Genomic DNA, 25,717 nt, shown 5'->3' with positions numbered 1-25,717 from the left:
GATGGCCCCCCAGCCGGAGCTGATCCTGGTCGTGGACGACACCGACACCGCGCGCTACCACAAGGAGCGGATCCTGGCGCGCGCGGGCTATGAAGTGATCCAGGCCAAGGACGGGCTCGAGGCGCTGCGCCTCGTAGCCGAGCGCGAGCCTCGCATCGTGGTTCTGGATGTGAAGCTCCCGGGACTGGACGGCTGGGAGGTCTGCCGCCGGATCAAGGCCGATCCCGGGACCGCCTCCACCCTGGTTCTCCAAGTGTCGGCCACGTACGTGAGCGATGCCGATACCGTGCGGGCCCTGGAAGGGGGGGCCGACGCCGCCCTCACCGAGCCGATCGAACCCACCGTGCTCGTCGCGACCGTGCGCTCGCTCCTGCGCGTGCGCCGGGCCGAGGACTCGCTGCGCGCCGCGCTCGCCGGCGAGCAGTCGGCACGGAGCGCCGCCGAAGCGGCGCGCGAGGCGGTCGAGGCCGCGAACCAGAGCAAGGACGAGTTCCTGGCCACCCTCTCCCACGAGCTGCGCTCGCCCCTCGGCACCATGCTATCGTGGGTCTCCCTGCTCCGCTCCGCGAACGGCGACGAAGCGCAGCTGACGCGCGGGCTCGACGTGATCGAGCGGAACGTCCGGCTGCAGATGAAGCTGATCGACGACCTGCTCGACGTCTCCCGCATCGTCTCGGGAAAGCTGCGCCTGGACGTGGCCCTGGTGGAGCTGGAGCCGATCGTCGCCGCGGCGATCGTGAACATCCGCGGCGCGGCCGAGGCCAAGCACGTGCGCGTGGAATCGATGGTCGAGGACACCGCGGGTCCCGTGTGGGGGGACGCGACGCGCCTGCAGCAGGTCGTCTGGAACCTGCTCTCGAACGCGATCAAGTTCACGCCGCGGGACGGCACCGTGCGCGTGTCGGTCCGGGGCACCGAGGCGGGCGTCCGGATCGAGGTGGCCGACACCGGCAAGGGGATCGCTCCCGACGTCCTGCCGAAGATCTTCGAGCGCTTCCACCAGGCCGACCCCTCGACCACGCGCTCCGAGAGCGGGCTGGGGCTGGGGCTCGCGATCGTGCGGCAGATCGTCGAGCTGCACGGCGGCGCCGTCGAGGCGAGGAGCCCGGGTCTGGGGGGCGGCACCACGATGATCGTGAGCCTTCCTCCGGCCGAGGCGCGCGGGCTCTCGGCGGTGCGCTCCATGGCGCGACCGGACGTGAAGCCGGTCCTCTCGGAAACGCCCAGCCTGAACCGGCTCCGGCTGCTGGTGGTCGAGGACGACCCCGACGCCCTGGAGGCGATCTCCGCCCTGCTGCAGCGGTCGGGGGCGAGCGTGACGTCCGCGCGGTCGGTCCCCGAGGCCTTGATCGCGCTCGGCCGTGAGAAGCCCGACGTGCTGATCAGCGACATCGCGATGTCGGGCATGGACGGGATCACGCTGATCCGCGCCGTGCGCGAGCGGGGCCGGGAGCGCGGCGGTACCGTCCCGGCGCTCGCCCTGACCGCCTACACCGGCGGCGACACGCAGCGGCGCGCGCTGGAGGCGGGATACCAGGCCTACCTCACGAAGCCGATCGAGGCGAACGACCTGGTCTCGGCCATCGCGTCGCTGGCGGGCGTCGAGCGGCCGGCGGGGTGAACGCGGGGCCCCTCCGCACCTCCGACTTCGACTACAGCCTTCCCGCCGACCGGATCGCGCAGCACCCCTCGGCCGAACGCGACGAATCGCGCCTTCTCGTGCTCCCTCGTGCGGCGGACCACGATGCGCCCGGCGCGAACCCTGCGCCGGCGATCGAGCACCGCCGCTTCCGCGATCTTCCCGGCTACCTTCGCCCGGGCGACCTTCTCGTCGTCAATGACACGCGCGTGATCCCCGCGCGGCTCTTCGCTCGCCTGCCACGCGAGGCCGGCTGCGCCTCACCCCGCGACGTCGAGCTGCTCCTGGTGAGAGAAGAGCCGCCCTCGCCCATCGTCCCCGGCGAGCGGGCGTGGCTCGCGCTGGCCCGGCCCGCGCGCCGCCTTCGCCCGGGACTCCCGCTCGCGTTCGCCGATCCCGCGTGGAGCGCGGTCGTCTCCGGGGTCGGGGAGCGCGGTGCCCGCCGCGTGGCGTTCCGCCCTCACGGGGCGCTTCCGTTCGAGAGCTGGCTCGCGCGCGTGGGACACGTGCCCATTCCCCCCTACATCGACCGGGCGGACGAGCCCGAGGACCGTGAGCGGTATCAGACGGTCTATGCGCGCGAGCCCGGTTCGGTCGCCGCGCCGACGGCGGGACTCCATTTCACCGAGGCGACGCTCCGGGCCTGCCGCGACCGCGGAGCGGCGATCGCGGCGGTGACGCTCCACGTGGGCCCCGGAACGTTCCGTCCCGTCGCGACCGAAGATCCGGCCGAGCACGCGCTCGACCCGGAGCCCTATCGCGTGCCGCCCGAGACCGCGGCGGCGCTCCACGCCGCGCGGTCGGCGGGCGGGCGCGTCATCGCCGTGGGGACGACCGCCGTGCGCGCGCTCGAGTCCTGGGCGCGGGACGGCGAGCCCGCCGGCGGCGACTGGCGCGACACGTCGCTGTTCGTCCTGCCGGGATTCGAATTCCGCGTCGTGGCCGGGATGGTCACCAACTTTCATCTGCCGAAGTCGAGCCTGCTGTTTCTGGTTTCGGCGCTTGCGGGGAGGGAGCGGGTGCTCGCGGCTTATGAAGAGGCGGTGCGGGAGGGGTATCGGTTCTACTCCTATGGTGACGCGATGCTGATCTTGTAACAGAACGGCCGGCCGGGCACGCCATCGGGGTTGCGCTCCGTGGCGGCGGCCGGCCGGATATGATTTCTGCACGGCCCTTCGCATTTCGCTCAAGTTTTCGCCGCTCCTGCCGATGTCGAGCGCTCCTTCCAGACGTTCACGCCAATCCTATAAACACATACCAATAAGCAGCTTACGCGGCCGGCAAATTCCCTTCCGCGGCCCGGCACGCCCGTTGCCTTTTGCCTCGCCGTAACCAGCCAGTCACCGCGCGGGTCGGACGATCCGCGAAGCCGTGGGAAGGGAGAACGCCGATGCCTCGCGCCTCGAAGTCCCGGAGCCGGAAGTCTCACGCCGCCCAGGTTCGCGGCCGCGCCGTGAGCGCGGTCGAACGTCTCGCGATGCGCCGCTATCTCGCCTTCGTCCGCGCCGTGGTCGGTCAGACCACGAAGAGCGCGGCCCGCTGACCGGCACCGCCATGAGCCGACTGCTCACGCCGGAAGAGATCGCCGCCCTCCGCGGGGAAGCGGCCTACGTCCCCGCGCCGCGCGAGCGCTACCACGTCGTGATCGACGCGGGGCACGCCGACCTGGCCCAGGAGGAGCTGAAGGCGCTGCGCGCCGGCGACGTGCTCCCGCTGACGCGGGCCGCGCTCTCGCCGGTCGAGGTCGTCGCGAATGGAACCACCGTCGCCTACGGCGAGCTGATCGCCCTGGAAGGACGCGCCGCGGTGCGCGTCATCGCCCTGGCCGGAACGGACCGGAGGAGCCCTCGATGACCATTCCCTGGATCGAAGCGACCGCCTTCGCCGTGTCCGCCGCCGTGCTCTACGGCGCCAGCCGCATCTTCGCCGCGCGTCCCAAGGGCTCGCCCGAGGCGGCGGAGGTCCTCCCCCTGCACGTCGTGTCGCGGACCCGGGTCGGAATCGGCCGGACGCTGGTGCTGGTGGAGGTGGATGGACGGCGCCTTCTGCTCGGTTCGACCAAGGAGCACTGGGCGGCGCTCGCCGATCTGGGCCGCGCCCCCGGCGCCGCGACGGAGGAGGAGGCCTTCGAGGAGATCGAAGCGGAGCTTCTCCGCGCCTCGCGGGCCGCGCGTCAGCGCCGGATGCGCTCGTAGAGCAGAAGCGGCCGGCCGCGCTCGGGCGCGGCGGTGCGGCGGCAGGCGGGCGGCCAGAAGTTGTGCGGCGCTCGGGGACCGCCGCCAAACCGGCCGGCGCTCCACGGGGAGCGGAGGCGCCGGCGCGAAGCAACGCAACGACTTAACCTGCGGCATACGAGTTGCACAACGGACCTGCGAATCCGACGAACCAACTGAGGATCGACGAGCGGCACGAACGGCGCGCGCTCCAGAGCGCGCACGAGGGACAACGGAGCGTCATGACCGAAATCGAGATTGGAAACCGGGCCGAGTCGAAGGTGGAGCGGCGGAAGCGTCCCGCGAAGAAGGCGCGGACGCCGCGCGCGGCTCGGAAGCCGGTGATCGCCCCGCCGTCGAATCGCCCGCGCCGCCGCATCGTCGCGGTGACGAGCGGCAAGGGCGGCGTCGGCAAGACGAACATCGTGACGAACCTGGCGATCGCGCTCGCGCGGCAGGGCATCCGGGTCCTCGTCGTCGACGGCGACCTGGGACTGGCGAACGTGGATCTGCTCCTCGGCATCGCGCCCCAGTACGACCTTCAGGACGTGATCCTCGGCACCCGCACCGTGGGCGAAGTCGTGCTCGAGGGCCCCGACGGCATCCGGATCCTTCCCGCCTCGAGCGGGGTCGAGGAGCTCGCGAACCTGGACGAGTACCGCACCGAGGTGCTGATCCGCTCCCTCGCGGAGCTGGAGCGCGACGTGGACCTGATCCTGATCGACTGCCCGTCGGGCATCGGCCGGAACGCGGTCTCCCTGGCGCAGGTCGCCGATCCGATCCTGGTCGTCACCACCCCCGAGCCCACCGCCTTCTCCGACGCCTACGCCATGATCAAGGTGCTCAGCCGGCGCAGCATCCGCTGCGTTCCCGCGCTGATCGTGAACGAGGCCGCGTCCGAGGAAGAGGCCGCGGCGGTCGCGCGGCGCGTCGGCTCGGTGGCCAAGCGGTTCCTGAACCTGGACATCGAGTACTGGGGCGCGATCCTGGCCGACGAATCGGTGCCGAAATCGGTGCTCCGCCAGGAGCCCTTCCTCTCGACCTATCCCTACTCGCCCGCCGCGACCTGCGTCTACCAGCTCGCGCGCCGGGTGCTGGGCATGGCTCCCAAGGAGACGGCGCCGGAGCCGGGGCCGTTCACGGTGGTCACCAGCGACGAAGTTCCGGAGGGCGTCTGACGTGCGCGCACTCCTCGTCCGTCTCACCGCGATCACGGCCGTCCTCGCCGCCCTGCTCTCGGGGCTCGTGAGCGCCGCCACGCACGCGTCCTGGATCGTGACGGTCCTGCGCGCGGCGATCGCCTTCGTCCTCGTCGCCGCCGTCGGGATCGGCTTCGGCCTGATTCTCATGAGAACCGCGCTCCGCCGCCATTACGAGGAGGCCCATCCGGCCTCGCGGCGCGCGCGCGGGAACCGCTAGCTCGGGAGAGCACCCATGGCCTTCTCGTCCGTCCTTCACGCCCTTCAGAACCGCTCGCCGCGCTCCAAGAACCGGAAAGAGCGGCAGAAGGAGATCGCGCTCAGCAAGTACGCGCCGCTGGTGAAGTACGTGGTCGACCGGCTCGCGCTGCACCTCCCGAAGTCGGTGGAGCGGGACGATCTGACGTCGGCCGCGATCATCGGCCTCTTCGACGCGCTCGAGAAGTTCGACGCCTCGAAGGGAACCAAGTTCGAGACCTACGCCATCTGGCGGATCCGAGGCGCCATCCTGGACGAGCTGCGCTCCCTGGACTGGGCCTCCCGCTCCATCCGGCGCAAGGCGCGCACGGTCGAAGAGGCGGCTCGCGAGCTGGGGCAGAAGCTGGGGCGCGCCGCGACGGAGGAAGAGGTCGCCGACGCCCTGAACCTGAGCCCGGTCGAGCTGTCGCGCCTCATGGACGAGGTGCACGGAACGGCGCTGCTCTCCCTCTCCAAGGCGGTCTCGACCGAGGACGACCAGGACTACATCCAGCTCGAGGATATCGTGGACGACCCCGCGCAGGCCGACGCCCTCGAAGTGATCGAGAGCGAGCAGGCGCGCGAGGTGCTGCTCGAGACGATTGACGGCCTGCCGGAGCAGCAGCGGCTGGTGGTCGCGCTCTACTACTACGAAGAGATGACGCTGAAGGAGATCGGCGAAGCGCTCCATATCTCCGAATCCCGCGTCTCGCAGATCCACACGCGCGCCGTGAAGACGCTGAAGGCGCGCCTCGCCCGGGTGCTTTGATGGCGCACCTCTCCGGCGCCCCCGCGCGGGTCGCCGCAGCCCGTTCCGCCGCCCGCGCCCGCGCTCGCGTCCATGCCGAGCCGCCCGGGATCTCGCGCCGCATGGCGCTCCAGCGCGCGGCCGAGCGCACCGTCTCCCTTCCGACCTTCCCGGCGGTCGCCTCGCGCCTGATCGAAGAAGTGGCGCGTCCCGACGCGACCTCCGAGGAGATCGGACGGATCGTGGCCCTCGATCCCGCCCTCACCGCGCGCACGCTCCGGCTCGCGAACTCCGATTTCTACGGCTTCCCCCGGAAGGTCGGCTCGGTGGAGCTGGCCGTCCTGGTCCTGGGCCCCTCCACGATCCGCGACCTGGTGCTCACGTCGTCGGTGGTGCGGGCGCTGGGGCGTCCGGGCTCCTCGCTGGAGGGCCTCCTGGGGCACTCCATGGCCGCCGGCATCGCCGCGCGGGCGCTGGCCGAACGGGCGAAGTACCGCCTGACCGGCGACGCCTACGCGGCCGGCCTTCTCCACGACGTGGGGAAGGTCGTGCTGCGCGAATCCGATCCTCCGCGCTTCGAGAAGGTCCTGGCCCGCTGCCGCACCAAGGGCGTGGCCTCCTTCGAGGCGGAGCGCGCGCACTTCGGATCGGATCACGCCGAGGTGGGCGGATGGCTCGCCGAGCGGTGGGGTCTCCCCTCCGACATCGTCGAGGCGATCGCCTGCCACCACCGGCCGGAGACGGCGGCGCGGAACGTCGCGCTGGCGTCGCTGGTCCACATCGCCAACTTCCTCGCGCAGCGCGCCGGCTATCCCTGGGCGCCGGGTATCGACGCCCCCGGGCTCGACGAGCGCGCGTGGGAGTCGGTGGAGCCGCGCGCGGCGCGCCGCGAGGCGCTGGCCGCGGAGCTGGTCTCCGAGGTGATCCGGGAAACGGAGCGGGAGAAAGCGCTCTTCGCCGAGTTCCGCGGGTCGGGAGAGGAGTGAGCGAAGTGGGTTGGGTGAGGATGGGGTCCACCGCCGCCAAGCCGAGCGCGAGCCGCCCGGTCGAGATCCGGATCCGTTTCGAGCCGGGGCTGGGTGCTGCGCTCTACGCATCGCTGCGCGAAGGAGCGACGGAGCCGCTGACCGTGGCCCGGATTCTCGGGCGCGGGAAGGCGCTGCTCCATTTCCATGGAGTCACGCTCATGGCGCACGGCGCGCCGGAGTGGAAGCCGGGGGAGACCTTCCCGGTCACCGTGAAGGAGCTGGGACCGCCGATGGTGCTCGCGCCGGCGGGCTTGGGCCGGGACGAGGGCGGGACCCGCGTCACGATCGTGGATTCGGCGGTGGTGCCGGGATCGGCCCGTCATCAGGGAGACGCGCCCGGGGCGCGCTGAAGCATTCCAGGGAGGAAGCCATGAAGCAGCGGAACGGCGCGGGGTCGAAGCGGCTGGTCGAGGCGACGGAGCGGTTCATCCGGTCGGAGCAGAAGCTCCTCGAGGTGCTCGGGGGCCGGCGGATCTTGAAGAAGAACGAGTGCGACCACTTCGCGAAGGATCTCGCCCTGTCGGCGGCGAAGAAGCGCTCCTCCGACGTCTTCGCGAGCGCCATCGCGATCAACCGGAAGGTCATGGCCGTGCTCGGGAAGGGGAAGGGGAGCGACGCGAAGGCGCGGGTCTCCGACGCCGAGGTGTTGGCGGAGCTGAGCGCCATCGCGCAGCGGAACGCCGCGCCCGCCGACGCCCTCGCCGCCGCGCTCGGACAGGTGCAGCGGGCGGTGCCGTTCGAGAACGCCACCCTCTTCGTGCTCGACCGGGACAACGGAACGCTGGTCGAGGCCGCCACGCTGGGCGAGCGGATCGACCTGATCGGCCACGTGCGCTTCGACCGCGGCGCGGGCTTTTCGTCGTGGGTCGCGCAGTCGCGGAAGCCGGTGCTCCTGAACGACCTCCATCGCGAAGGGGGCTCGGAGGCCCCGACGGTGCGCTCCTTCCTCTCGGTCCCGGTGCTGGTCCAGGGAGACCTGGTCGGCGTGGTGAACCTGAGCCATTCCCGTCCGGGCGCCTTCGACGAGGAAAGCGCGAGCCGGATCGCCCTGATGATGCTTCCGGTGTCGGCCATGGTGATCCGCCTGGTCCTGCTGCGCGAGGCGGAGCGCCTCGGCACGACCGACGAGGTGACGTCGCTGTTCAACAAGCGCGCCTTCGACCGCTCGCTCGAGAGCGAGGTCGGGAAGGCGAAGCGCTACGGCCACAAGCTGTCGGTCGTGGTCCTGGACGTGAACGCCTCGGGCGCGCGGGAGCGCGCCGGGTCGGTGACCACCCAGGTCCTGTCCGACATGGGGAAAGCGCTGAAGCGGGCGGCCCGCGGGAGCGACTGCGTGTCGCGCTACGGCGCCGACGAATTCCGGATCCTCCTGCCGCACACCGACACCCCCGAGGCGATGATCGCCGCCGAGCGGCTGCGCACGCTGGTCGAGAAGCAGGCGACCGCGCGCCGCCGGAAGATCACCGTTTCGATCGGCGTGGCGACGTTCCCGGTGGACGCGCAGGACTCCGGGTCGCTGAACACCCGCGCCGAGCGGGCGCTGCTCGCGGCCAAGCGGGTCGTGGCCGAGGCGGCGGGCCCGGCCGGAACGCGCGGACCGCTCGACGAGGCCGCGGCGCATTGAGACGCGGCGGCACGAACCCGATCCCTGGAGCCCGATGAACCCGAAGCCCGTAGCCGCTCCCCTCCCCGCGGCGGATCTCACGCCGGAGCGGAAGGCGCGCATCCTGGTCGTGGACGACGAGGACCAGGTCGTCCAGATCTTCCGCGACCTCCTGACCCAGCAGGGGTACGACGTCGTGTCGTGCGACAACGGGGACGACGCCATCACCACGGTGACGACGGGGCGCTTCGACCTGGTCCTCACCGACATCAATCTTCCGGGCGTGGACGGCCTGGAGGTGGTGCGGGCCGCCAAGGCGGCGGACAAGGACACGGTTGTCATCCTGATCACCGGCTACGCCTCGACGACCACCGCGATCGACGCCCTCCGCCAGGGCGCCTATGACTACATCACCAAGCCGTTCGATCTCTGGGAGACGGCGAAGGCGATCGAGCGCGGCCTGGAGAGCCGGAACCTGATCCTCGAGAACCGGCGCCTCATCGTGGAGCTGGAGCGGGCGAACGCCGAGCTCCAGGAGCACGAGGAGATCCTGCGCCGGAAGGTCGAGCGCGCCACCTACCGCCTCGGCACGCTGTACGAGGCGGGCAAGGCGATGAGCTTGAGCCTGAGCCTCCAGGCGACCTGCGACGTCGTCGCGGCGCAGGCGGCACGGATCACCGGCGCCCGGGCCTGTCTCCTCTTCCTGCACGACCAGGGCTCCGACGAGTTCGAGGCGATCGCCGGGATCGGGGTGCCGCCCGACCGTTACCAGAAGCTCCGGTACGCGATGGGTGTGGGCTTCCACGGCCAGGTGGTGCAGAGCGCCGAACCGGCCCTGGTGACCGGCGTCTCGGAGGCGGTCGGCGTCGAGGAGGTGCTCGCCGCGCTCCGGGCGGAGCACGCCCTGATCGTGCCGCTCCTCTCCAACGAGAGCGTCATCGGCACGATCACGGCGATCAACCTCGCCGACGGCGACGAGTTCACCGCCGACGACGCCGAGGGGCTCAAGATGCTCGCGAGCCAGGCGGCGATCGCGGTCACCAACGCCATCCTCTACGAGCGCACGAAGGAGCTGGACCGCCTGAAGTCGGAATTCGTCGCGGTCGTGAGCCACGAGGTGCGCACGCCGCTCACGTCGATCAACGGCTCCCTGGAGCTGTTGGGGGACGAGCGGTTCCACAAGCTGCCCGCGCCGCAGAAGGAGCTGCTCGGGATCTGCCAGGCCAACACCCAGCGGCTGATCTCCCTCATCAACGACATCCTCGACTTCTCCAAGCTCGAATCCTCGCGCCTCTCGCTCAACTTCGAGCGGATGGACGTGGGGCGCGTGCTGGTCGAGGCCGCGGAGAACATCCGGAGCCTGGCCGCGAGCCGCGGCCTGGAGCTGGAGGTGAAGATCGATCCGAGCGCGGAATCGGTCGAGGCCGACCCGATGCGCATCGGGCAGGTGGCCACGAACCTGATCGGAAACGCCATCAAGTTCTCCCCCGACAAGGGACGCATCGAGGTGTTCGCCTCGGGCGACTCCTCCACCGTCACGATCTCCGTGAAGGACTACGGGCGGGGGATCGCGCAGCGCGACCTGAACCGCCTCTTCCAGCGCTTCGCCCAGCTCGACTCCTCCACGACGCGCAAGGCGGGCGGGACCGGGCTGGGGCTGGTCATCTCCAAGGGAATCGTGGAGCAGCACGGCGGAAAGATCTGGGTGGAGTCGTCCCTGGGCCGGGGCTCCACGTTCAGCTTCTCGTTGCCCCGGCAGCGCCCGGCGGAGCCGGTCGCGCCGTAATCCTCAGGCGCCCGTGCGCTCCATCAGCGCCTGGAACTCCGGGTCGCTGCGGAAGGGATCGAACGTCGGCGCGTAGCGCAGCGTGACGGGCGTCAGCTGCCCCTCGCCGATGCGCTTCTCCAGCGAGGCGTACAGCCGCGCCCGCTCGTCCAGCGCCACGAGCAGGAAATGGATCGCGACGTGTGGAACCGGCTCGCGCTTCGCGCGCTCGTCCAGCTGCCGGAGCGCTTCCCGAGCCGACTCCGGCCGGCCCGCCCGCGCATTCAGGAAGCCCACGGCCGCGATCACGTGCGGGTCCTGGCGCTGTTCCGGGCTCAACTGTGAGAGGTAGGCGATCCCATCCTCCTCGCGCCCCTGCATGCCCCGGTAGATGCCGAAGAACGCCGCGTAACGCGTGAGCGAGGGCTCGATCTCGAGCGTGCGCAGCGTATACGCCGCGGCCAGCTCGAAATCGCGCTTCCAGGCGTACATCCCGCTGAAGTTGATCAGCACGACCAGGGATTGGGGATCGAGCCGGCAGGCACGCTCGTTCATCACGATGGCGTCGTCGATCCGTCCCTGGGCCATCAGCGCCGTGGCGCACCAGCTATAGGCGATCCCATACGAAGGATCGAGCTCGATCGCGCGGCGCTCCTCGCGCTCGCTCCCGACGTAATCCCGATGGAGGTTGGAGAGTACAGCGCCATACGAGGCATGGGCTTCGGCCAGGTTGGGATCGAGCTCGAGCGCCCGCTTCGCATAGGCTTCGGCCCGGGGACCCGTTTCGGCGATGGTGATCGAGTCCCAGTTCGGGAGCACGACATACACGTCGGCCAGCCCGGCGTAGGCTCGCGCGTAGTCCCGATCGGCGGCCAGGGCCGCCTCGAAGGCCTCGATCGCGAGACGAAAACCCTCCTTCGTCCGCCGGTTCCAATGAAAGCGGCCGCGCAGATAGGCCTCGTACGCGGCGGGATTCGCCGCCGCACCCGTCGATCCGCCCGCGCGCCCCGAGGGGAGCAGCTGCACTTCCAGCGCCTTCGCGACGCTCGCCGCGACCTCGCTCTGGATGTCGAACACGTCCGCCATCTTTCGGTCGTAGTTCTCCGCCCAGAGATGGGTCTGGTCGGCGACCTGGATCAGCTGCACCGTGATGCGGAGCCGCTCCCCGGCGCGGCGCACGCTCCCCTCCAGCACATGATCGACGCCCAGCTCCCGGCCGATCTCGTCCACGCTCTTCGCCGTCTTCTTGTAGCGCATGGCCGAGGTGCGGGCGATCACGCCGAGCCGCTTGGGCTGGAGGCGGCCCAGGTGCGCGATCAGCTCCTCCGTCATGCCGTCCGTGAAGAATTCCTGCTCCGGATCGGCGCTCATGTTCTCCAGCGGAAGCACCGCCAGCATCACGCGTCCGCCGGGAGACCGGCCGGGCGTGGTCGCGTCGCGTCGCGAGCCGGCCGGCGTCGGGAGGGGGGATGGCGTGGCGAGCGCGCCCAGCGACTCGCCGAAGGCGGCCGCCGTGGGGAAGCGGTCGGCGGGGGCCTTGGACAGCGCTCGCGCGAGCGCTTCGGCGACCGGCGGCGGCACGCTGGCGCGGAGTGCCGTGACCGCGCGAGGCTCGAGCGTCCGATGCTGGAGTCCGATGCTGTCTGCGGTCCCGCCGGTGAACGGCGGCTGCCCCGCGAGCATCTCATAGAGGACGCAGGCCAGGCTGTACTGATCGCTCCGCGCGTCCACGGCGCCGCCGGCGGACTGCTCGGGGCTCATGTAGAGCGGCGTTCCGAGAACTGCCAGGGTGCGGGTCATCGCTTCGGCCCCCGAGCCGGACGACTGCGCCACGCCGAAATCGAGAACCAGCGCGTGCCCGCTGGAGAGGACGATGTTCTCGGGCTTGATGTCCCGGTGCACCAGTCCTTGCCCATGCGCATACTGGAGCGCGTCGGCCACCTCGCGCGCGATCCGAATCGCGTCCTCCACGGGGAGCTGCTTCTCGCGGGTCAGCCGCTGGCGCAGCGACTCGCCCGTGACGAGGGGCATCACGTAGTACAGGAGACCGCCGCCCGATCCCGAATCGTGCAGCGGCACGATGTGCGGATGCATGAGCCGCGCGGCCATCTCGATCTCGGCCTGGAAGCGGCGCGGACCGATCACCTCGGACAGCTCCGGGTTCAGCACCTTGATCGCGACCGCGCGCCGGTGCCGGGTGTCCTCGGCCTCGAAAACGGTGCCCATGCCGCCGCGGTTCAGCTCGCGCACCACCCGATAGCGGTCTCCGAGCGCCGCCTGGAGCTTCTCGCCGACGGAGGTCATGGAAGGTGCCGTGGGCGGAAGTTGCCGGATCGCTGGTAGGTCATGATGGGACTGTAGCATACGGGAGGCCGGGAATCCGTTGACGGGTACCGACCCCTGTGGCTAACTCGCCCCGGTGAAGACCGTTCTCAGCGTGTTCGGGACCCGCCCCGAGGCCATCAAGATGGCGCCGGTGCTGAAGGCCCTGGCGCGCGAACCCGGGATCCGCTCGCTCGTCTGCGTCACGGCCCAGCATCGCCAGATGCTGGACCAGGTCCTGGGGCTGTTCGGGATCGTCCCCGACCACGACCTGGACCTCATGCGGGAGGGGCAGACCCTCACCGAGATCACGGTCGGCGCCCTGACCCGGCTCGAGAGCTATCTCGCCGAAACCAACCCCGATCTCCTCCTGGTCCAGGGCGACACCACGACCACGATGGCCGCGTCCCTCGCGGCCTTCTATCGGAAGATCCCCGTCGGCCACGTGGAGGCCGGGCTCCGCACCCACGACAACCTCTATCCCTATCCCGAAGAGGTCAACCGCCGCGTCACGTCGGTGATCGCGTCGCGCCACTTCGCCCCGACGCGCCGCGCGCGGGAGAACCTCCTGCGCGAGGGGATCGCCGAGGGCTCGGTCGTGGTCACGGGCAACACGGTCATCGACGCGCTCCTCGAGGTCGTGGCGATGCAGCCGCCGCGCGCGCCGGCGCTTCCGCTCCGCGGCAAGCGGCTCGTGCTGTTGACGGCGCACCGGCGGGAGAATTTCGGGGCGCCGATGCAGGAGATCTTCGCCGCGGTGCGCGACCTGGTGAAGCGCTACGCCGACGTCGACGTGGTCTACCCGGTCCACCCCAACCCGAGCGTGGCGGGCCCCGCGCGCGAGGCGCTCGGGTCGGCGGCGGGCGTGCACCTGATCGAGCCGCTCGAGTACAAGGCGTTCTCCGACCTGATGGCCGCGTCCCACCTGATCCTCACCGACTCGGGAGGGATCCAGGAAGAGGCGCCCTCGCTGAAGAAGCCGGTGCTGGTGCTGCGCGACGAGACGGAGCGCCCCGAGGCGGTGGAGGCGGGGGTGGTGAAGCTGGTGGGACCGCATCGCGAGAAGATCGTCGGCGAGGCGTCGCGCCTGCTGGACGATCCCAAGGCCTACGCCGCGATGGCGTCGGGAGCGAATCCTTACGGGGACGGGAAGGCCGCGGAGCGGATCGTGGCGATGCTGCGGCAGGCGCTGCGGTAGGTCAGCCCCCCAGGTGCGCCCGGACCCGCTCGGCCACGCGGTCCACCTGCGCGTCGGTCATGTCGGGCCAGATCGGGAGCGACAGGGTCCCGGCATAGCAGCTCTCGGCGGCGGGGAACTGTCCCGGGCGAACGCCCAGCCGCTCCTGGTACCAGGGGAAGCAGTGGAGCGGCTTGAAGTGCACGCTCGTGCCGATCCCGTCCTCGCGCAGCGCGAGCGCCAGCGCGTTCCGGTCGGTGCGACCGCCCTCCACCACCTCGATCTGGTAGAGGTGCCACGCGTGCCGCACGCCGGGCAGGACCGCCGGGGTCGTCAGGCCGCGGATCCCGTCGAGGGCCTCCGTGTAGCGCGCCGCGATCGCCTCGCGGCGAGCGCGCATGGCGTCGGCCCGGCGCATCTGCGCCAGCGCCAGCGCGGCCTGCACGTCGGTCAGGTTGTACTTGTAGCCGAGCTCGACAACGTCGTAGTCCCACCAGCCGCCCTTGTCGTAGCGCGACCACGCCGCCGCCGAGAGCCCGTGCAAGGAAAGCCGCCGGACGCGGTCGGCCCACTCCGCGCGCTCGGTGACGACCATGCCTCCCTCTCCCGCGGTCACCCCCTTCGTCGCGTAGAACGAAAAGCAGGTCATGTCCGCCTGGCGCCCGACCGGCTGGTCGCCGATCCGGGCGGTGAGCGAGTGCGCGGCGTCCTCGATGACGGGGATCGCGTGGCGCTTCGCCTCGGCGGCGATCTCGTGCGCGCGGCAGGGGTGCCCCGCGATCGAGACCGACACGATGGCGCGGGTCTTCAGCGTGATCGCGGAGGCCACGAGCTTGGGATTCAGGTTCTTGGTCGCGCGCTCCACGTCCACGAAGACCGGCCTGGCGCCCAGGTAGAGGATCGTCTCGCCGGTGGACACGAACGTGTAGGGGGAGGTGACCACCTCGTCGCCGGGGCCGACCCCCGCCGCGATCAGCGCCAGGTGGAGCGCCGCGGTGCAGGAGGAGAGCGCCACGGCGTGAGGCATCCCGACGTAGTCCGCGACCATCTGCTCCAGGTCGCGCACGCGCGGCCCCGTCGTGAGCCACCCGGAGCGCAGGGTCGCGGTGACCGCGTCGACCTCGGCGTCGGTGATCGAGGGTCGGTGGAACGGGATGGGATCGGGCATCGAGGGACGGTACCACAAACCGCGTGGCGGGGCCGAGGCTCGCGCCGCGTGGGGAGACGGAGGCTCGCGCCGCGTGGCGAGAAAGAGGCCGGTAGACAAGGAAACGGGCGGGAGGCTTGGCCCCCCGCCCCGCCTTCCGCCGGCTGAAGCCGGCGGGTTATAGATTCGTGACGTACTCCAGGCTCGCGATCCGCTCGTTGAACTCGGGCGTACCCGGCACCGCGTACTGGAACCGCCGGAAATTGCCGCGCAGCACCAGCGCCTGGCGCGGCGCGAACTCCCAGCGCATCTCCAGTCGGGGCGTGAGGTCGGTGTCGGTGCCCGCGTTCCCCGTGCGCGTCCGGGTCACCTGGAGCTGCGCGTTGGTCAGGAGCTTCGCGCGGAAGGCCGCGAGGGTGAATCCGGGTCCGAACGCGCTCAGCTCGCTCACCGCGATCTCGAAGTCGGTCTTGGTGTAGCTGCCGGTCAGGTTGATCGAGAGGGGGGCGCCGACCTGGGCCGCCCAGTTCCCGAGCAGGGTGAGGCTCTTCGTGTCCGCGATCACGCCGCCGTTCTCCGACTTCTGCATCGTGGCCGAGCAGGTGAAGGAGTTCTGGATGCGCCCCACCGTCCAGGCGGTGTGAGGCGCCACCGAGTAGACGCGCGTCGTGTTGCTGTTGCCGAGGAAGAGCGAGTCGGTGGCGTCCGACTCGTTCGAGTAGATCGCCATCTGCGCGTCGGCCCCGAAGCGGGGGCCCGGCTGCCAGGAGCCGTTCAGGCCGTAGTTGCGCCGCCGCGTCTCGGCGGCCAGCGCCTCGCTCACCGCGTCGTTCCGCACCCCAGCCATGCCGTCCAGGTTCACCTTGCCCTGGAGGAGCGCGACGTGCGCGTTCAACCCCACGTCCACGCGGTCCCCCGTGATGCCGGAGTTTCCGAGCGTCATGAAGCCGCCGTTCAAGTACTCGGCCTTCACGCCGACCCGCGTGAGGCCGGTCTCGTGGAACAGCTGGAGGCCGAGCGCGCGGCCGTCCACCGAGGAGGCGTCGGCGCGGCGATCCCGGTCATAGCGGGAGAGCGCCGTCTCGACCACCGCCCGGAGATGGCGCGTCGGGAGCAGCCCCTGGGCCTTGACCGAGTAGACCGTGTTGCCCTCGGGTGTGAGCGTCAGCGTGCTCTCCGCGCCCGCGATCGAGTGGGGATCGTCGGTCGCGTGCAGGATCGAGAACTCGACCGAATTGGCGAGTGGGTTGCCATAGCCGATCCGCCCCGCGGTCATGTTGCGCGCGAACTGCGGGACGATGCCGAGCACCGAGGTCTGCGTGATCGCCTTGCGCGCGCGGCCGCTCACCACCCCGATGTGCCACTGCTTGGGGGCCAGCTCGAGACCGCCGCCCAGGATCGTCGCGTCGGCCATCGTGTAGCTGGAGAACTGCGGCGAGAAGTTGCCCGCGGTGACCCCCGCCCAGCGGAAGCGCGGCGCGACCGCGACCTGGTTGATGTTCTGCCGGAACGCGACCTGGTCGTCGGAGAAGAGGGCCGACACCGGGATCCGCATCTGGTCCTTCATGACCCCGACCGAGAGCCCCGTCACCACCCGCGAGCTGCGGTCGGGACGGTTCGGCGTGGCCAGGCCGTCGCTGCTGTAGGCCTCGCCCGAGAGGGAGGCGGTGCCGTGAAGCCGCGCCCATCCGGGCCCCAGGCCCGGGCTGTCGCTCGAGGGAGGAGCCGCCGGCGGCGGGGGCGGCGGCGCGACCGCGGCCTGCGCGGTGCTGTCGGCGGCGGCGCCGGTCTCGGTCGTGGTGGCCGGCTGCGCGTCGGATCCCGGATCGGGCGCGGCCGCGAGCCTCGAGTCGGAGGACGACGGCGTGGTGCGCGAGGCCGCGACGCCGGAGCCGGTGCCCGAAGTCGAGGCGCCGGAGCCGATGCCGGAAGCCGAGGCGCCGGAGCCGGTCCGCGAGGCCGCGATCGCCACGCCGCTCGACGGAGCCGACGGCGGCACCATCGCACCCTTGCCTCCCGCGCGCGCCACCGCGGACGCGGCGCCCGGGCCCTGCTTCCAGAGCGAGGCCATGACGCGCGCGAGCCGGTCGGCGAAGTTGCTCCCCTCGGCGGCGCCCTCCTCCATGCCGGCCTGTCCGGCCGAGATCCCGCCGTCGTCCTGGCCGGATCCGGTCTCCGAGTAGCGGCTGACGGCGCCGCCGTTGGGCGGGCTCCAGACGTTGCCCATGCGCGACTCCTCGCCCACGGGCGCGAGATCGGAGGGCGCGCCCTTCGCGGCCGCCATCGGATCGGAGCTCCAGGTGAAGGTGTAGACCTTGCTGCGCCCCTCGTTTTCCCCGAGCGGACGGGCGTTGAACTGCGTGAACGAGGCGCCGGGCTTGGCGGCCAGGGTGGTGCCCAACCCGCCCGAGCCGCTCGTTCCGACCGTGAGGAGCGCCTGGACGCGCCATGCGTACCGGTGACCGTTCAGCAGAAAGGGCGCGAACGCGGGATAGGTGAAGCTGCTCTGGTCCCCGCCGGGCATGTTGGTCCCGAACACCTGCTCGAAGATGGCGCGGTTCGCCTCGATCGCGCGCTCCGGCGTCTGGCCCGGATAGACCTCGACCAGGCGGAAGAAGTGGGGCAGGCGGCCGCCCAGGTTGGAGAGCACGGGGGTCCACTGGAAGACCGGCGACGGCGTCGAGACCAGGCCGCCGTCACCCGGCGCGACGAGCTGGGGCGGCTTGGGGAAGAAGGAGAAGAACGTGGCGCACTGGGAGAATCCGGTGTACTGCGCGCCCGAGGAGGTCCCCCGCACGTTCGAGATGTCGACGCAGACGGTGTAGACGCCGTCCGGGAGCCGTCCCGTGAGATCCACCGCCTCGCCCACCTTGCCGCCGAAACGCAGCGACTGCCACGTCGTGACCTCGGGCGTGGGGACGAAGAAGCCGCCGACCGGGTACAGGCGCTGGACCGGCGGCGTCGCCGCGACCTCGGTTCCGTTCCGGACCAGCGTGACCTTGATGTCCGCGGTGACCACTTCCTGCGTGCTGTTGGTGAGCTGCATCGAGGCGAACGTGTTCGTCCGCTGCCAATCGGCGGGGTAGGCGGACGCCAGGCCCGCGCTCATCGTACCGCTGATCCCTCCCAGGCTCTGGGCGAGGGCGGACGGCGCGAGCGACGCGACGAGAACGAGACCGCTGAGCCAGGCCGAGGCGTTCCGCCCGGCGCGCGCGACACGAGACATGCGTTGGACCTCCCCTTTACTTGGGCTGAACTTGCAGGATCATCGGGCTGATCTGCCGCTGAAGAACGATCGCCACCGACGTCGTGGCCTGTGCCTGGTTGTTGTCCGCCCGCGCATCGTTCGCCACGATCGCGGTGACCACCGCGGTCAGCATCTTCCCGCCCGGCGTGGTCACCGGCCAGGAAAGGCTGGTCATGCCGGAGGCCGCCAGGTTGACGGGGAACTCGCGGCGGGTCGCCTCGGCGCCGTCCGCCTGGAGAATGGCGCGCACCGTGGCATTGTTCGCGGCGCCGGTGCCCACGTTCCGGACCGTGATGTTGATGGTGAGCGGGTCGCCCGCCTTGGGCGAGATCGGCAGGAACGCGATGTCCCCCGGCCCGATCTGCAGATCCGGATTCGCCACCATCATCATCGTCATGCCGCTGACCGCGGTGGTGCGGAGTCCCACCGTCGGGGTCTGCAGGGTCGGCGGGGCGGTCTGCGTTGAGGGGGTGATGAGCGTCGTGGTGGTCAGGAGCGGCTTGGCCAGCATGATCGCCGCGCCCACGGCGACGTCCCGCGTCGCCTCCACGATCCGTCCGCCCGCGTTCGCGCGGAGGAGCAGCTTGTGCGCGCCCGAGGCGGCCGTCCACTTGGGGAAGCCGCTGAAGACGAAATCCTTCCCGGCCGCGATGTTCCCCGACACCTCGCCCAGGCGCGTGCCGTCGGCGAAGAGCTCCACGCGGACCCCTTTCACGTCCGCGGCGCCCGCGTTCTGCACGCGGACCGACACGTCCACGGCGTTTCCGGCGGCTGGGGCCAGAGGATTCAGCCGGACGTCGGCGGTGGTCATCTGCAGGGTCGAGAGCGAGAACGCGCCCCGTCCCATGAGCATCGCGACGCCACCCGCCCCGACGCCATTGGGGGGCCGCACGTCGACCGGCTTGGAGGCGGCCCCGCTCCGGTCGCCGGCGGTGACGACGGCGCGCACTTCGTGGCGTCCCGGCTTCGCTTTCCACGTGGGGAAGCCGCTTGCGATGACGGCCCGCGCGACGGGCACGTCCAGGGTGGTCTCCCCCAGCTTGTCGCCGTCCACGTAGGCTTCGACCTTCACTCTCTTCGCCGCCGCGCGCTCGGTGTTGAAGAGGCGGATCGTGACCGCGACGTCGTTGCCGGCCTGGACGGGGAAGGGCGCGAGCAGGACGCTGTTGGGCGTGAGCCCCAGGATCGAGGTGGTCATCCCGCCGATGGCGCGCGTTCCGCCCGGAGCGAGGTAGAGGGAGCGCGTCGCGGGGCCGGCCATCGCCGGCGCTACGGGCGCCATGACGAGCGGCGTGAGGAGCCGCGTCTGCGTCAGGGTGCCGGGACCGCGCGTCATCGCGACCGGCACGGCACCCCCGGGCGCGCCGCCCGTGGCGCCGGGCTTCCCGCCGATCACCATGCGGGTGGCCGCGCCCGCGGGGGGTGCGGCGGCGCCGCCGGGGTTGACCGTGAGCTGGTCCATGGCCGAGGCGGTGAGAGGCTTTCCGCCCGGCCCGAGGCCCGCGAGATCGATCCGAACCGGGAAGGTGCCCGTCTTCGGCGGCGTCCACTGCGCGAAGGAGACGGTGCGGCGCTGCCGCGGGAAGAGGACCCCGAGGTCCTTGGTCGCGATGACCTTGTCCTGGATCTTGAGCGTCCCCTTGACCGAGGTGAACGTGTGGTCGAAGGGATTCGTCACGGTGAAGGCGAGCGCGATCGGCTGCGGCCCGCTTGGCGCCGCTTCCATGCGGTAGGCCCTGGTCTCGGTGCCGCCGCCCGTGCCGCCGGTCCCGCCCGTGCCGCCGGTTCCGCCCGAGCCGCCGAGCACGGTGACGCCGCCGCCGGCCTTCGCGGTGCCGCCACCCGTCCCGGTGCTCATCCGCATCGCCATGGGAGCGCCGCCGCCCGCTCCCGGCGCCGACATCGTGCTCATCATCGGCATCGGGCTGATGCCGCGCACCGCCTCGATGTGGATGAAGCCGGGATCGGTCTTCGTGACGAGGTTCCCCTTCACCCCGCCGAGAACCTTGGGATCGAGCTGCACGACGCCACCGTACTTGCCGCCGAGCTTGCCGCCCAGGCCCCCGCCGCCGAGCCCGCCTCCGCCTCCTCCGCCGCCGCCCCCACCTCCACCGCCGGGGGCCGCGTCCATGTCCACGGGATCGGTCTTGTTGTTGGCGAGCTGCGAATCGTTGTCGCAGTAGGCTTCGACGGTGACGTGCGGATAGTTCCCCGGGTGGTCCGGCGTCCAGTTGAGGGTGACCACCTGCGAGGAGCCCGACGTGATCGAGGTCGGCGTCGACTGCGTGAGGTCGCTCGTGCCGTTGTTCTGCTTCAGGTAGAGCGAGACGCCGGTCGCGGTCGCCGGGCCGCCGTTTCCGACCGTGACCGAGATCGAGACCGGCGATCCGGCCTTGATCTCGCTGTCCACCGACGCGCCGGCGATGTAGATGTCGGCGGTGTTGGTCGGCGCGGGCGGCGGGGGAGGCGGCGCTCCGCCACCGCCACCGCCTCCACCGCCTCCGCCTCCGTCACCACCGCCACCGCCGCCGCCGCTCACGAGGTTCTCCGCCGTCTTCGCCACCCAAACGTCGAGCATTCCGAAGAGCGCGGCCTGCAGCTTGTCCTTGACCGCACCGACCAGCCCCTTGGTCCCGCCCGGCCCCGAGGCGGCCGCCGTCAGCTCCTCCGCGATCTGGCCCGCCCCGGTGCTCATCGCCGCCGCGGCGAGCGACGTCTTGAGATGGGCGAGGAGCGCGCACGCGGCCTTGGGCATCCCCGGTTTCGAGGCGTCCTTGCTCGAGCCCACCAGCCCGAACCGGCTCTCCACGCGCCCGACCCACCAGCGCATCTCCTTCGAGTCCGACCCCGGCTCGTTCCACATGCGCGTCAGCTCGGCGGCCCGGTCCTGCCAGTTCCACGAGGCCATCTCGTCGAGGGTCTTGGACGAGGGGGGCGCGGGCTCACCGCCCGGCCGGTCCATGGCGGTGCGCCAGAGGATCCCCGCGAAGGAGGACTCGACGCCCTGATTCGTGCGGAGATCGCTCAGGTTGTTGAAGGTCTGCGTGTAGTACCGCGTCTGGTCGGCCTCGCCCTTCGCCGCCGTGGAGTAGCCGGTGTTCACGATAAGGAGCTTCCCGGGAAAATCGGTCTGCAGCTTGCCGATCAGATCGGGGAAGCGGTCCACGCCGTCCGAGCTCAAGCTCCCCGGGAACCACTCCAGCCCTACGACGTCCACCGGGGCGGCGCCCAGCACCGCGGCCAGGTAGTCGTGCGCCGAGGCGTACGCCTGCTGATAGGTCTCGTCGGTGATCGGAACGTTCGCGATCGCGCCGACCTTGATCAGCTCGTAGTCGAACGACACGCCGGCGAGGACGGGCGTGGCCTGAAGCGACGAGCCGGCCAGCGCCGCCTGCTCCGCCGCGTGCAGCTTCGTCACGGTGTTCGCGAGCAGCGACGCCGCCTGCGATGCGTCCATCGGGCCGTGGTTGCCCGGGTGGTTCAGCGGCCGCTCCAGCTGGTAGAACATGATCTGCGCGTACGCGGCGGGATCGCCCTTTCCGACCAGCTCGATCGTCTTCGTCGCGAACGCCCCGACCTTGTCGGGATAGTCCGCCGGGAGCGCCTCGCCGGGCGAAGCGCCCAGGAGCGCCGGCGCGAGCCGCACGTTGTTCGTCTTGGCCCACCCGCAGAGCTTGGCCAGCCGCGCCGCTCCCTTGTCGCCCAGCTCCCGCGCGTCCACGGGGAACTGGACCACGTTGAAGCCGGAGTCTTTGAGCCGGCCGTCCCACAGCTTCTGCAGCGCGGCGACGGCGTCGTCGGGCTTGGCGTTGTTCGGGAGCGCGTCGAAATCGACCGCGACGCCGAAGATGGGGAGGAGCCCGGTGGCGCTGACGGGAGAGGCCGACGACGCGTCTCCGGCTGCCGCCGGCGGTGCCGCGGGGGCGTCCTCGGCTCGTGCGCTTCGGAATCCGCCGCCCGAAGCCGCGAACGACAGCAGAAGGAGCGCGGCGAGCGCGCGCCCGGTCGGTACCGCTTTCATGATCGACTCCTCCAGAGGTGCGGCGGTCGGGTCACGGGGCCTCGTCGGCCACCGATTGATTGACGCCCAGCGCCATGGCGATATCGGTCAGCTGGTCGAACCGCGGTTTGTGCGTGGCGTCGATGACCGCCGCGGACCGGACCGCGTCCTTGTAGCCGTCCCAGTACATGTCCACCCATGCCTGCGGCAGCTTGTTCTCGAAGATCGTGGCGTAGTCCGCCTTGGTCCTGGACTGGTAGCTGGTGAAGAAATCGGCGTACGCGAGCGGGATGAGATACGGCTTGGGCCCCGCCTCGTTCACGTTCTGGACCGACGAGAGCGGGCGCCCCTCGAGTCCCATCGTGCAGAGGGTTTCGTACAGCTTGGCGATGGGGCTGTTGGGCGTGCGGAAGAGCATGGCGTCGTTGGTCTTCAGCGCCTTCAGGAACTTGCCCAGGCCCAGGTGCCAGGCGTACTCCGAGAAGGTCATCGAGATGATGTACTCGTTGTGGACGATGAATTTCGGCGGGATGCTGCGGATCTGGAACTGGGCGTAGCCCGGGATCGGGTTGGTCGTGATCTCCGTCGCCCCCGAGGCCTTGAGCTGGTTGTAGAGCCAGATGTCCTGGGAGGGGAACTCCCAGACGCTGTTCGCGCAGGGGTGCGTGTTGAGATACACGGTCTGGGTGGGGATCGCCTTCTCGACGATGACCATGTCGTTGTTGGCGAACCAGTCGAACATCTTCTTGCGCCGGTCGTTGTCGATGAACAGCGCCATCGTGTTCGCGATGCCCTCCTGGTAGGTGGCGCGCAGGTTCGGCACCGCTTCGACGGTGTAGTGCTTGCCGTCGGAGCCGTAGTTGTACCACTTGCTGCTCAGCCAGAAGCGGACGTCCTGGCGGTCCGACCGGTCCTGCGTGTGGACCAGCTCGTGAATGAAGGTCGCCATCGGGTCGCCGCCGGAGCCGCTGCTGAACACCGTCTGCCCCAGGGTCATCTGGCCGGCCCAGAAGTCGCGGCGCTCCGGAGCGGATTTCCCCTCCTTCTTGGCGCACTGGGCGCGCCAGTCGTCCTGGCTCGCCATGTTCGAGGCGCACGGCCACGCATGCCCGCTCCCGTCATCGCAGGCGTCCCACCGCTCCATCGCCTGGCTCGAGAGCGGCGCGTCCACGTCGTTCACCAGGGTCAGCATGACCGGCTTGTCGAGGACCTTGACGATCCACGAGGTGAGCAGCTGGAGATAGTCGTTCCCCCCCTTGCCGGGCTCCTGCAACAGTCCCCGCACCAGCCGCTGCAGGCCGGGCACCTTCGTGCTCGTCCAGAACGTGCCGGTCTGGGTGCCGTTCGCGATCGCGGCGTTGTCCAGGATCTGCGGGAGCTGCGCGACGCTGTTCGGCGTGTCCACGTAGTAGAAGACGAGCTTGGTCCGGAGATACGTCCGCTCGGTCTCGCCGGCCGCCGCGCGTCCCGGGCCCCAGGGGCCCAGGACCGTCGCGAGCGCGGCCGCGAGAAGGATGCGGCGGGAAGAGAACAGGGAAGTCATGAAGGTGGTTTCCTCGCTCAATGTTCCGCGGTCGACTGGTTCACCCCGAGCGCGATCGAGATGTCGGTCAGGTTCGTGAACTGGGGCGTGTGGGTCGCGTCGATCGGCACCGCGCTCCGAACGGTATCCTTGTAGCCGTCCCAGTAGAGATCGATCCACTCCTGGGGCAGCATGTCCTCGAAGATCGACTTGTAGTCGGCCTTGGACTGGGAGCGGTAGGCGGTGAAGTAATCGGCGTAGGCCAGCGGGATCAGGTACGGCTTGGGCCCCGCCTCGTTCACGCCGGTCACCGCCGAGATCGGGCGCCCCTCGAGGCCGGCGCGGCAGAGGGTGTTGTAGAGCTGGGCAATCGGGCTCGTGGAGACGCGGAAGATCGTCCGGTCGTTCGTCTTCAGCGCGTCCATGAACTTCTGCAGCCCCAGGTGCCGGGCGTACTCGGAGAAGACGAGCGCGATGATGTTCTCGTTGTGCACGATGAACCGCGGCGGCAGGTCGCGGATGCGGAAGTAGGCGTAGTTGGGATACGGATTGGGCGTGCGCTGCACTTCCCGGACGTGGGCCGCCGTGAGCTGGTTGTAGAGCCAGATGTCGGCCGAGGGCGTCGTGACCACCGTCCAGCAGGGCGCCGCGCCCGCTCCGGTGCCCGGGGGCACGGGGACGTTCTTCTCGACCATCATGACGTCGTTGTTCGCGAACCAGTTGAACAGGCGCTGGGCCTCGTTCGCGTCCACCGTCATCATGACCGCATTCGCGATCCCTTCCTGGTACGTCGACGCCAGGTTCGGGACCGCCTCGATGTCGTAGTGGGTGCCGTCCGAGCCGTAGTGGTACGAGTGCCGGCTGATCGTGAACATGTGCGCGCGGCGGTCGGAGCGGTCCTGCGTGTGCACCAGCTCGTGCACGAAGGTGCCGGTGGCGCTCCCCGCGGTGCCGCCGTTGAATGCCGCCTGGCCCAGCGTCATCTGGCCCGCCCACGTCGCGTCCAGCCGGGCCGGTGGCGTCTCGTGGCGCGACTCGGCGCACTGCTGCCGCTGGTCGTCGGTGGTGGAGGCGTTCGAGGCGCACGGCCACGCGTGGCCGGCGCCGTCGTCGCAGGCGTCCCAGTGGTTCATGGCGTCCGCGGACAGAGGCGCCGTAACGTCATTCACCATGAGGATCATGACCGGGCGGTCCTGGATCTTGACCGTCTTGGCGACCACGTACTGGAGATTGGCGTCGCCACCCTGTCCCGGCGCCTTCAGCAGCTTGCGCACCATGCCCTGAAGTCCGCTCACGGCAGGGGAGGCCCAGAAGGTTCCACTCTCGGTGCCCGAGGCCACGGCCGCGTTGTCCAGCACCTCGACCGCGCTCGAGATGTTGTTCGGCGAGCCCACGTAGCGGAACGAGAGCTTGTTCTTGAGATAGTCCCGGTCGGTCTGGGCGCTGGCCGCGGCCGCCGCCAGGAGGAGCGCCGCGGTGAAGAGCGGCGCCGCGATGCGAAACATCGTGGTTCGTCTCATGGCTTCCTCCTCAACCCGCGGGGACTTCGTCGACGAAGAGGATCGCGTCGCTCGCGCTCTTCCGGCCCGACGAGACGGTCTTGTTGCCCTTCAGGCGCCAGTCGATCTGGTAGTCGTAGTTGGCCTTGTCCGAGGGCAGGATGAAGTCGATCTTGTCGGAGAGCTGCCCCTTGGAAGCGTTCAGCGTCACCTGCTTCACCTGCTCGGTGTCGCCCAGGTTGTAGAAGATCTTCACGGTGATGGAGCGCACCCCCGCCTGGGTGATGGCGTCCGGATCGGCCTGCAGATCCACGCTGTGCTTCTGGAAGGGCGGCGCCAGGTTGATCGCCCCCGCGTTCGCCGCCTTCCAC

The 25,717-nt window shown here is 70.5% G+C and carries 20 protein-coding genes; 13 read left to right on the top strand and 7 right to left on the bottom strand.

Features of this window, described 5'->3' with window-relative positions:
* Nucleotide 1 precedes the first annotated feature (1 nt).
* The 12 genes from VE326_07905 to VE326_07850 all read left to right on the top strand — a co-directional run bounded on the left by VE326_07905 (nucleotide 2) and on the right by VE326_07850 (nucleotide 10,453).
* Nucleotides 2–1,621, top strand: coding sequence for a response regulator (locus VE326_07905; GenBank protein ID HYJ33127.1), 1,620 nt, complete (start codon nucleotides 2–4; stop codon nucleotides 1,619–1,621).
* Nucleotides 1,618–2,736 carry a tRNA preQ1(34) S-adenosylmethionine ribosyltransferase-isomerase QueA gene (queA, locus tag VE326_07900; GenBank protein ID HYJ33126.1) on the top strand — a complete coding sequence of 373 codons (1,119 nt, stop codon included), beginning with the start codon at nucleotides 1,618–1,620 and terminating at the stop codon, nucleotides 2,734–2,736. Before VE326_07905 ends, queA begins: the two co-directional genes overlap by 4 nt.
* A gap of 293 nt (nucleotides 2,737–3,029) precedes the next feature.
* Nucleotides 3,030–3,182, top strand: coding sequence for a hypothetical protein (locus VE326_07895; GenBank protein HYJ33125.1), 153 nt, complete (start codon nucleotides 3,030–3,032; stop codon nucleotides 3,180–3,182).
* A gap of 11 nt (nucleotides 3,183–3,193) precedes the next feature.
* Complete coding sequence (locus VE326_07890; GenBank protein ID HYJ33124.1) at nucleotides 3,194–3,493, top strand: FliM/FliN family flagellar motor C-terminal domain-containing protein; 300 nt, start codon at nucleotides 3,194–3,196, stop codon at nucleotides 3,491–3,493.
* On the top strand, nucleotides 3,490–3,834 hold the full coding sequence (locus VE326_07885) for a flagellar biosynthetic protein FliO (protein ID HYJ33123.1): 345 nt from the start codon (nucleotides 3,490–3,492) through the stop codon (nucleotides 3,832–3,834). Before VE326_07890 ends, VE326_07885 begins: the two co-directional genes overlap by 4 nt.
* 260 nt (nucleotides 3,835–4,094) lie before the next feature.
* Nucleotides 4,095–5,030: a MinD/ParA family protein gene (locus VE326_07880; GenBank protein HYJ33122.1), complete on the top strand. Its 936-nt coding sequence runs from the start codon at nucleotides 4,095–4,097 to the stop codon at nucleotides 5,028–5,030.
* A 1-nt stretch (nucleotide 5,031) separates the two neighbouring features.
* Nucleotides 5,032–5,271, top strand: a complete 240-nt coding sequence (locus VE326_07875; protein ID HYJ33121.1) for a hypothetical protein — start codon at nucleotides 5,032–5,034, stop codon at nucleotides 5,269–5,271.
* Nucleotides 5,272–5,286: 15 nt separating this feature from the next.
* A complete protein-coding gene (locus tag VE326_07870; protein ID HYJ33120.1) occupies nucleotides 5,287–6,057 on the top strand; it encodes a FliA/WhiG family RNA polymerase sigma factor in 771 nt (256 codons plus the stop codon).
* Nucleotides 6,057–7,022 carry an HDOD domain-containing protein gene (locus VE326_07865; protein HYJ33119.1) on the top strand — a complete coding sequence of 322 codons (966 nt, stop codon included), beginning with the start codon at nucleotides 6,057–6,059 and terminating at the stop codon, nucleotides 7,020–7,022. The genes VE326_07870 and VE326_07865 overlap by 1 nt, the downstream gene beginning before the upstream one ends.
* Before the next feature lie 5 nt (nucleotides 7,023–7,027).
* Complete coding sequence (locus VE326_07860; GenBank protein HYJ33118.1) at nucleotides 7,028–7,414, top strand: hypothetical protein; 387 nt, start codon at nucleotides 7,028–7,030, stop codon at nucleotides 7,412–7,414.
* Between the two features lie 20 nt (nucleotides 7,415–7,434).
* Nucleotides 7,435–8,688, top strand: a complete 1,254-nt coding sequence (locus VE326_07855) for a sensor domain-containing diguanylate cyclase (GenBank protein ID HYJ33117.1) — start codon at nucleotides 7,435–7,437, stop codon at nucleotides 8,686–8,688.
* Between the two features lie 34 nt (nucleotides 8,689–8,722).
* A complete protein-coding gene (locus VE326_07850; protein ID HYJ33116.1) occupies nucleotides 8,723–10,453 on the top strand; it encodes an ATP-binding protein in 1,731 nt (576 codons plus the stop codon).
* A 3-nt stretch (nucleotides 10,454–10,456) separates the two neighbouring features.
* Here the strand turns inward: VE326_07850 and VE326_07845 are convergent, their stop codons facing one another.
* A complete protein-coding gene (locus VE326_07845) occupies nucleotides 10,457–12,736 on the bottom strand; it encodes a protein kinase (GenBank protein HYJ33115.1) in 2,280 nt (759 codons plus the stop codon).
* A 115-nt stretch (nucleotides 12,737–12,851) separates the two neighbouring features.
* On the opposite strand from VE326_07845, the gene wecB reads away from it, so the two are divergent.
* Nucleotides 12,852–13,952, top strand: a complete 1,101-nt coding sequence (gene wecB / locus VE326_07840; GenBank protein HYJ33114.1) for a UDP-N-acetylglucosamine 2-epimerase (non-hydrolyzing) — start codon at nucleotides 12,852–12,854, stop codon at nucleotides 13,950–13,952.
* Between the two features lies 1 nt (nucleotide 13,953).
* Here the strand turns inward: wecB and VE326_07835 are convergent, their stop codons facing one another.
* The 6 genes from VE326_07835 to VE326_07810 form a co-directional block, all read right to left on the bottom strand.
* Nucleotides 13,954–15,099, bottom strand: a complete 1,146-nt coding sequence (locus VE326_07835) for a DegT/DnrJ/EryC1/StrS family aminotransferase (protein HYJ33113.1) — start codon at nucleotides 15,097–15,099, stop codon at nucleotides 13,954–13,956.
* 157 nt (nucleotides 15,100–15,256) lie between these two features.
* Entirely contained in the window at nucleotides 15,257–18,304 is a 3,048-nt protein-coding gene (locus VE326_07830) for a hypothetical protein (protein HYJ33112.1), read from the bottom strand.
* A gap of 16 nt (nucleotides 18,305–18,320) precedes the next feature.
* Complete coding sequence (locus VE326_07825) at nucleotides 18,321–22,346, bottom strand: CARDB domain-containing protein (GenBank protein ID HYJ33111.1); 4,026 nt, start codon at nucleotides 22,344–22,346, stop codon at nucleotides 18,321–18,323.
* 31 nt (nucleotides 22,347–22,377) lie between these two features.
* Complete coding sequence (locus tag VE326_07820; GenBank protein ID HYJ33110.1) at nucleotides 22,378–23,868, bottom strand: hypothetical protein; 1,491 nt, start codon at nucleotides 23,866–23,868, stop codon at nucleotides 22,378–22,380.
* Nucleotides 23,869–23,885: 17 nt separating this feature from the next.
* On the bottom strand, nucleotides 23,886–25,367 hold the full coding sequence (locus tag VE326_07815; GenBank protein HYJ33109.1) for a hypothetical protein: 1,482 nt from the start codon (nucleotides 25,365–25,367) through the stop codon (nucleotides 23,886–23,888).
* 10 nt (nucleotides 25,368–25,377) lie between these two features.
* The coding region (locus VE326_07810; protein ID HYJ33108.1) for a hypothetical protein at nucleotides 25,378–25,717 on the bottom strand (340 nt) is incomplete at its 5' end.

This window comes from Candidatus Binatia bacterium, assembly GCA_035631035.1.
Lineage (GTDB): Bacteria > Eisenbacteria > RBG-16-71-46 > SZUA-252 > SZUA-252 > DASQJL01.
Note: the sequence above shows the minus strand (reverse complement) of the source record. Positions and strands in the feature narration are given on the sequence as shown.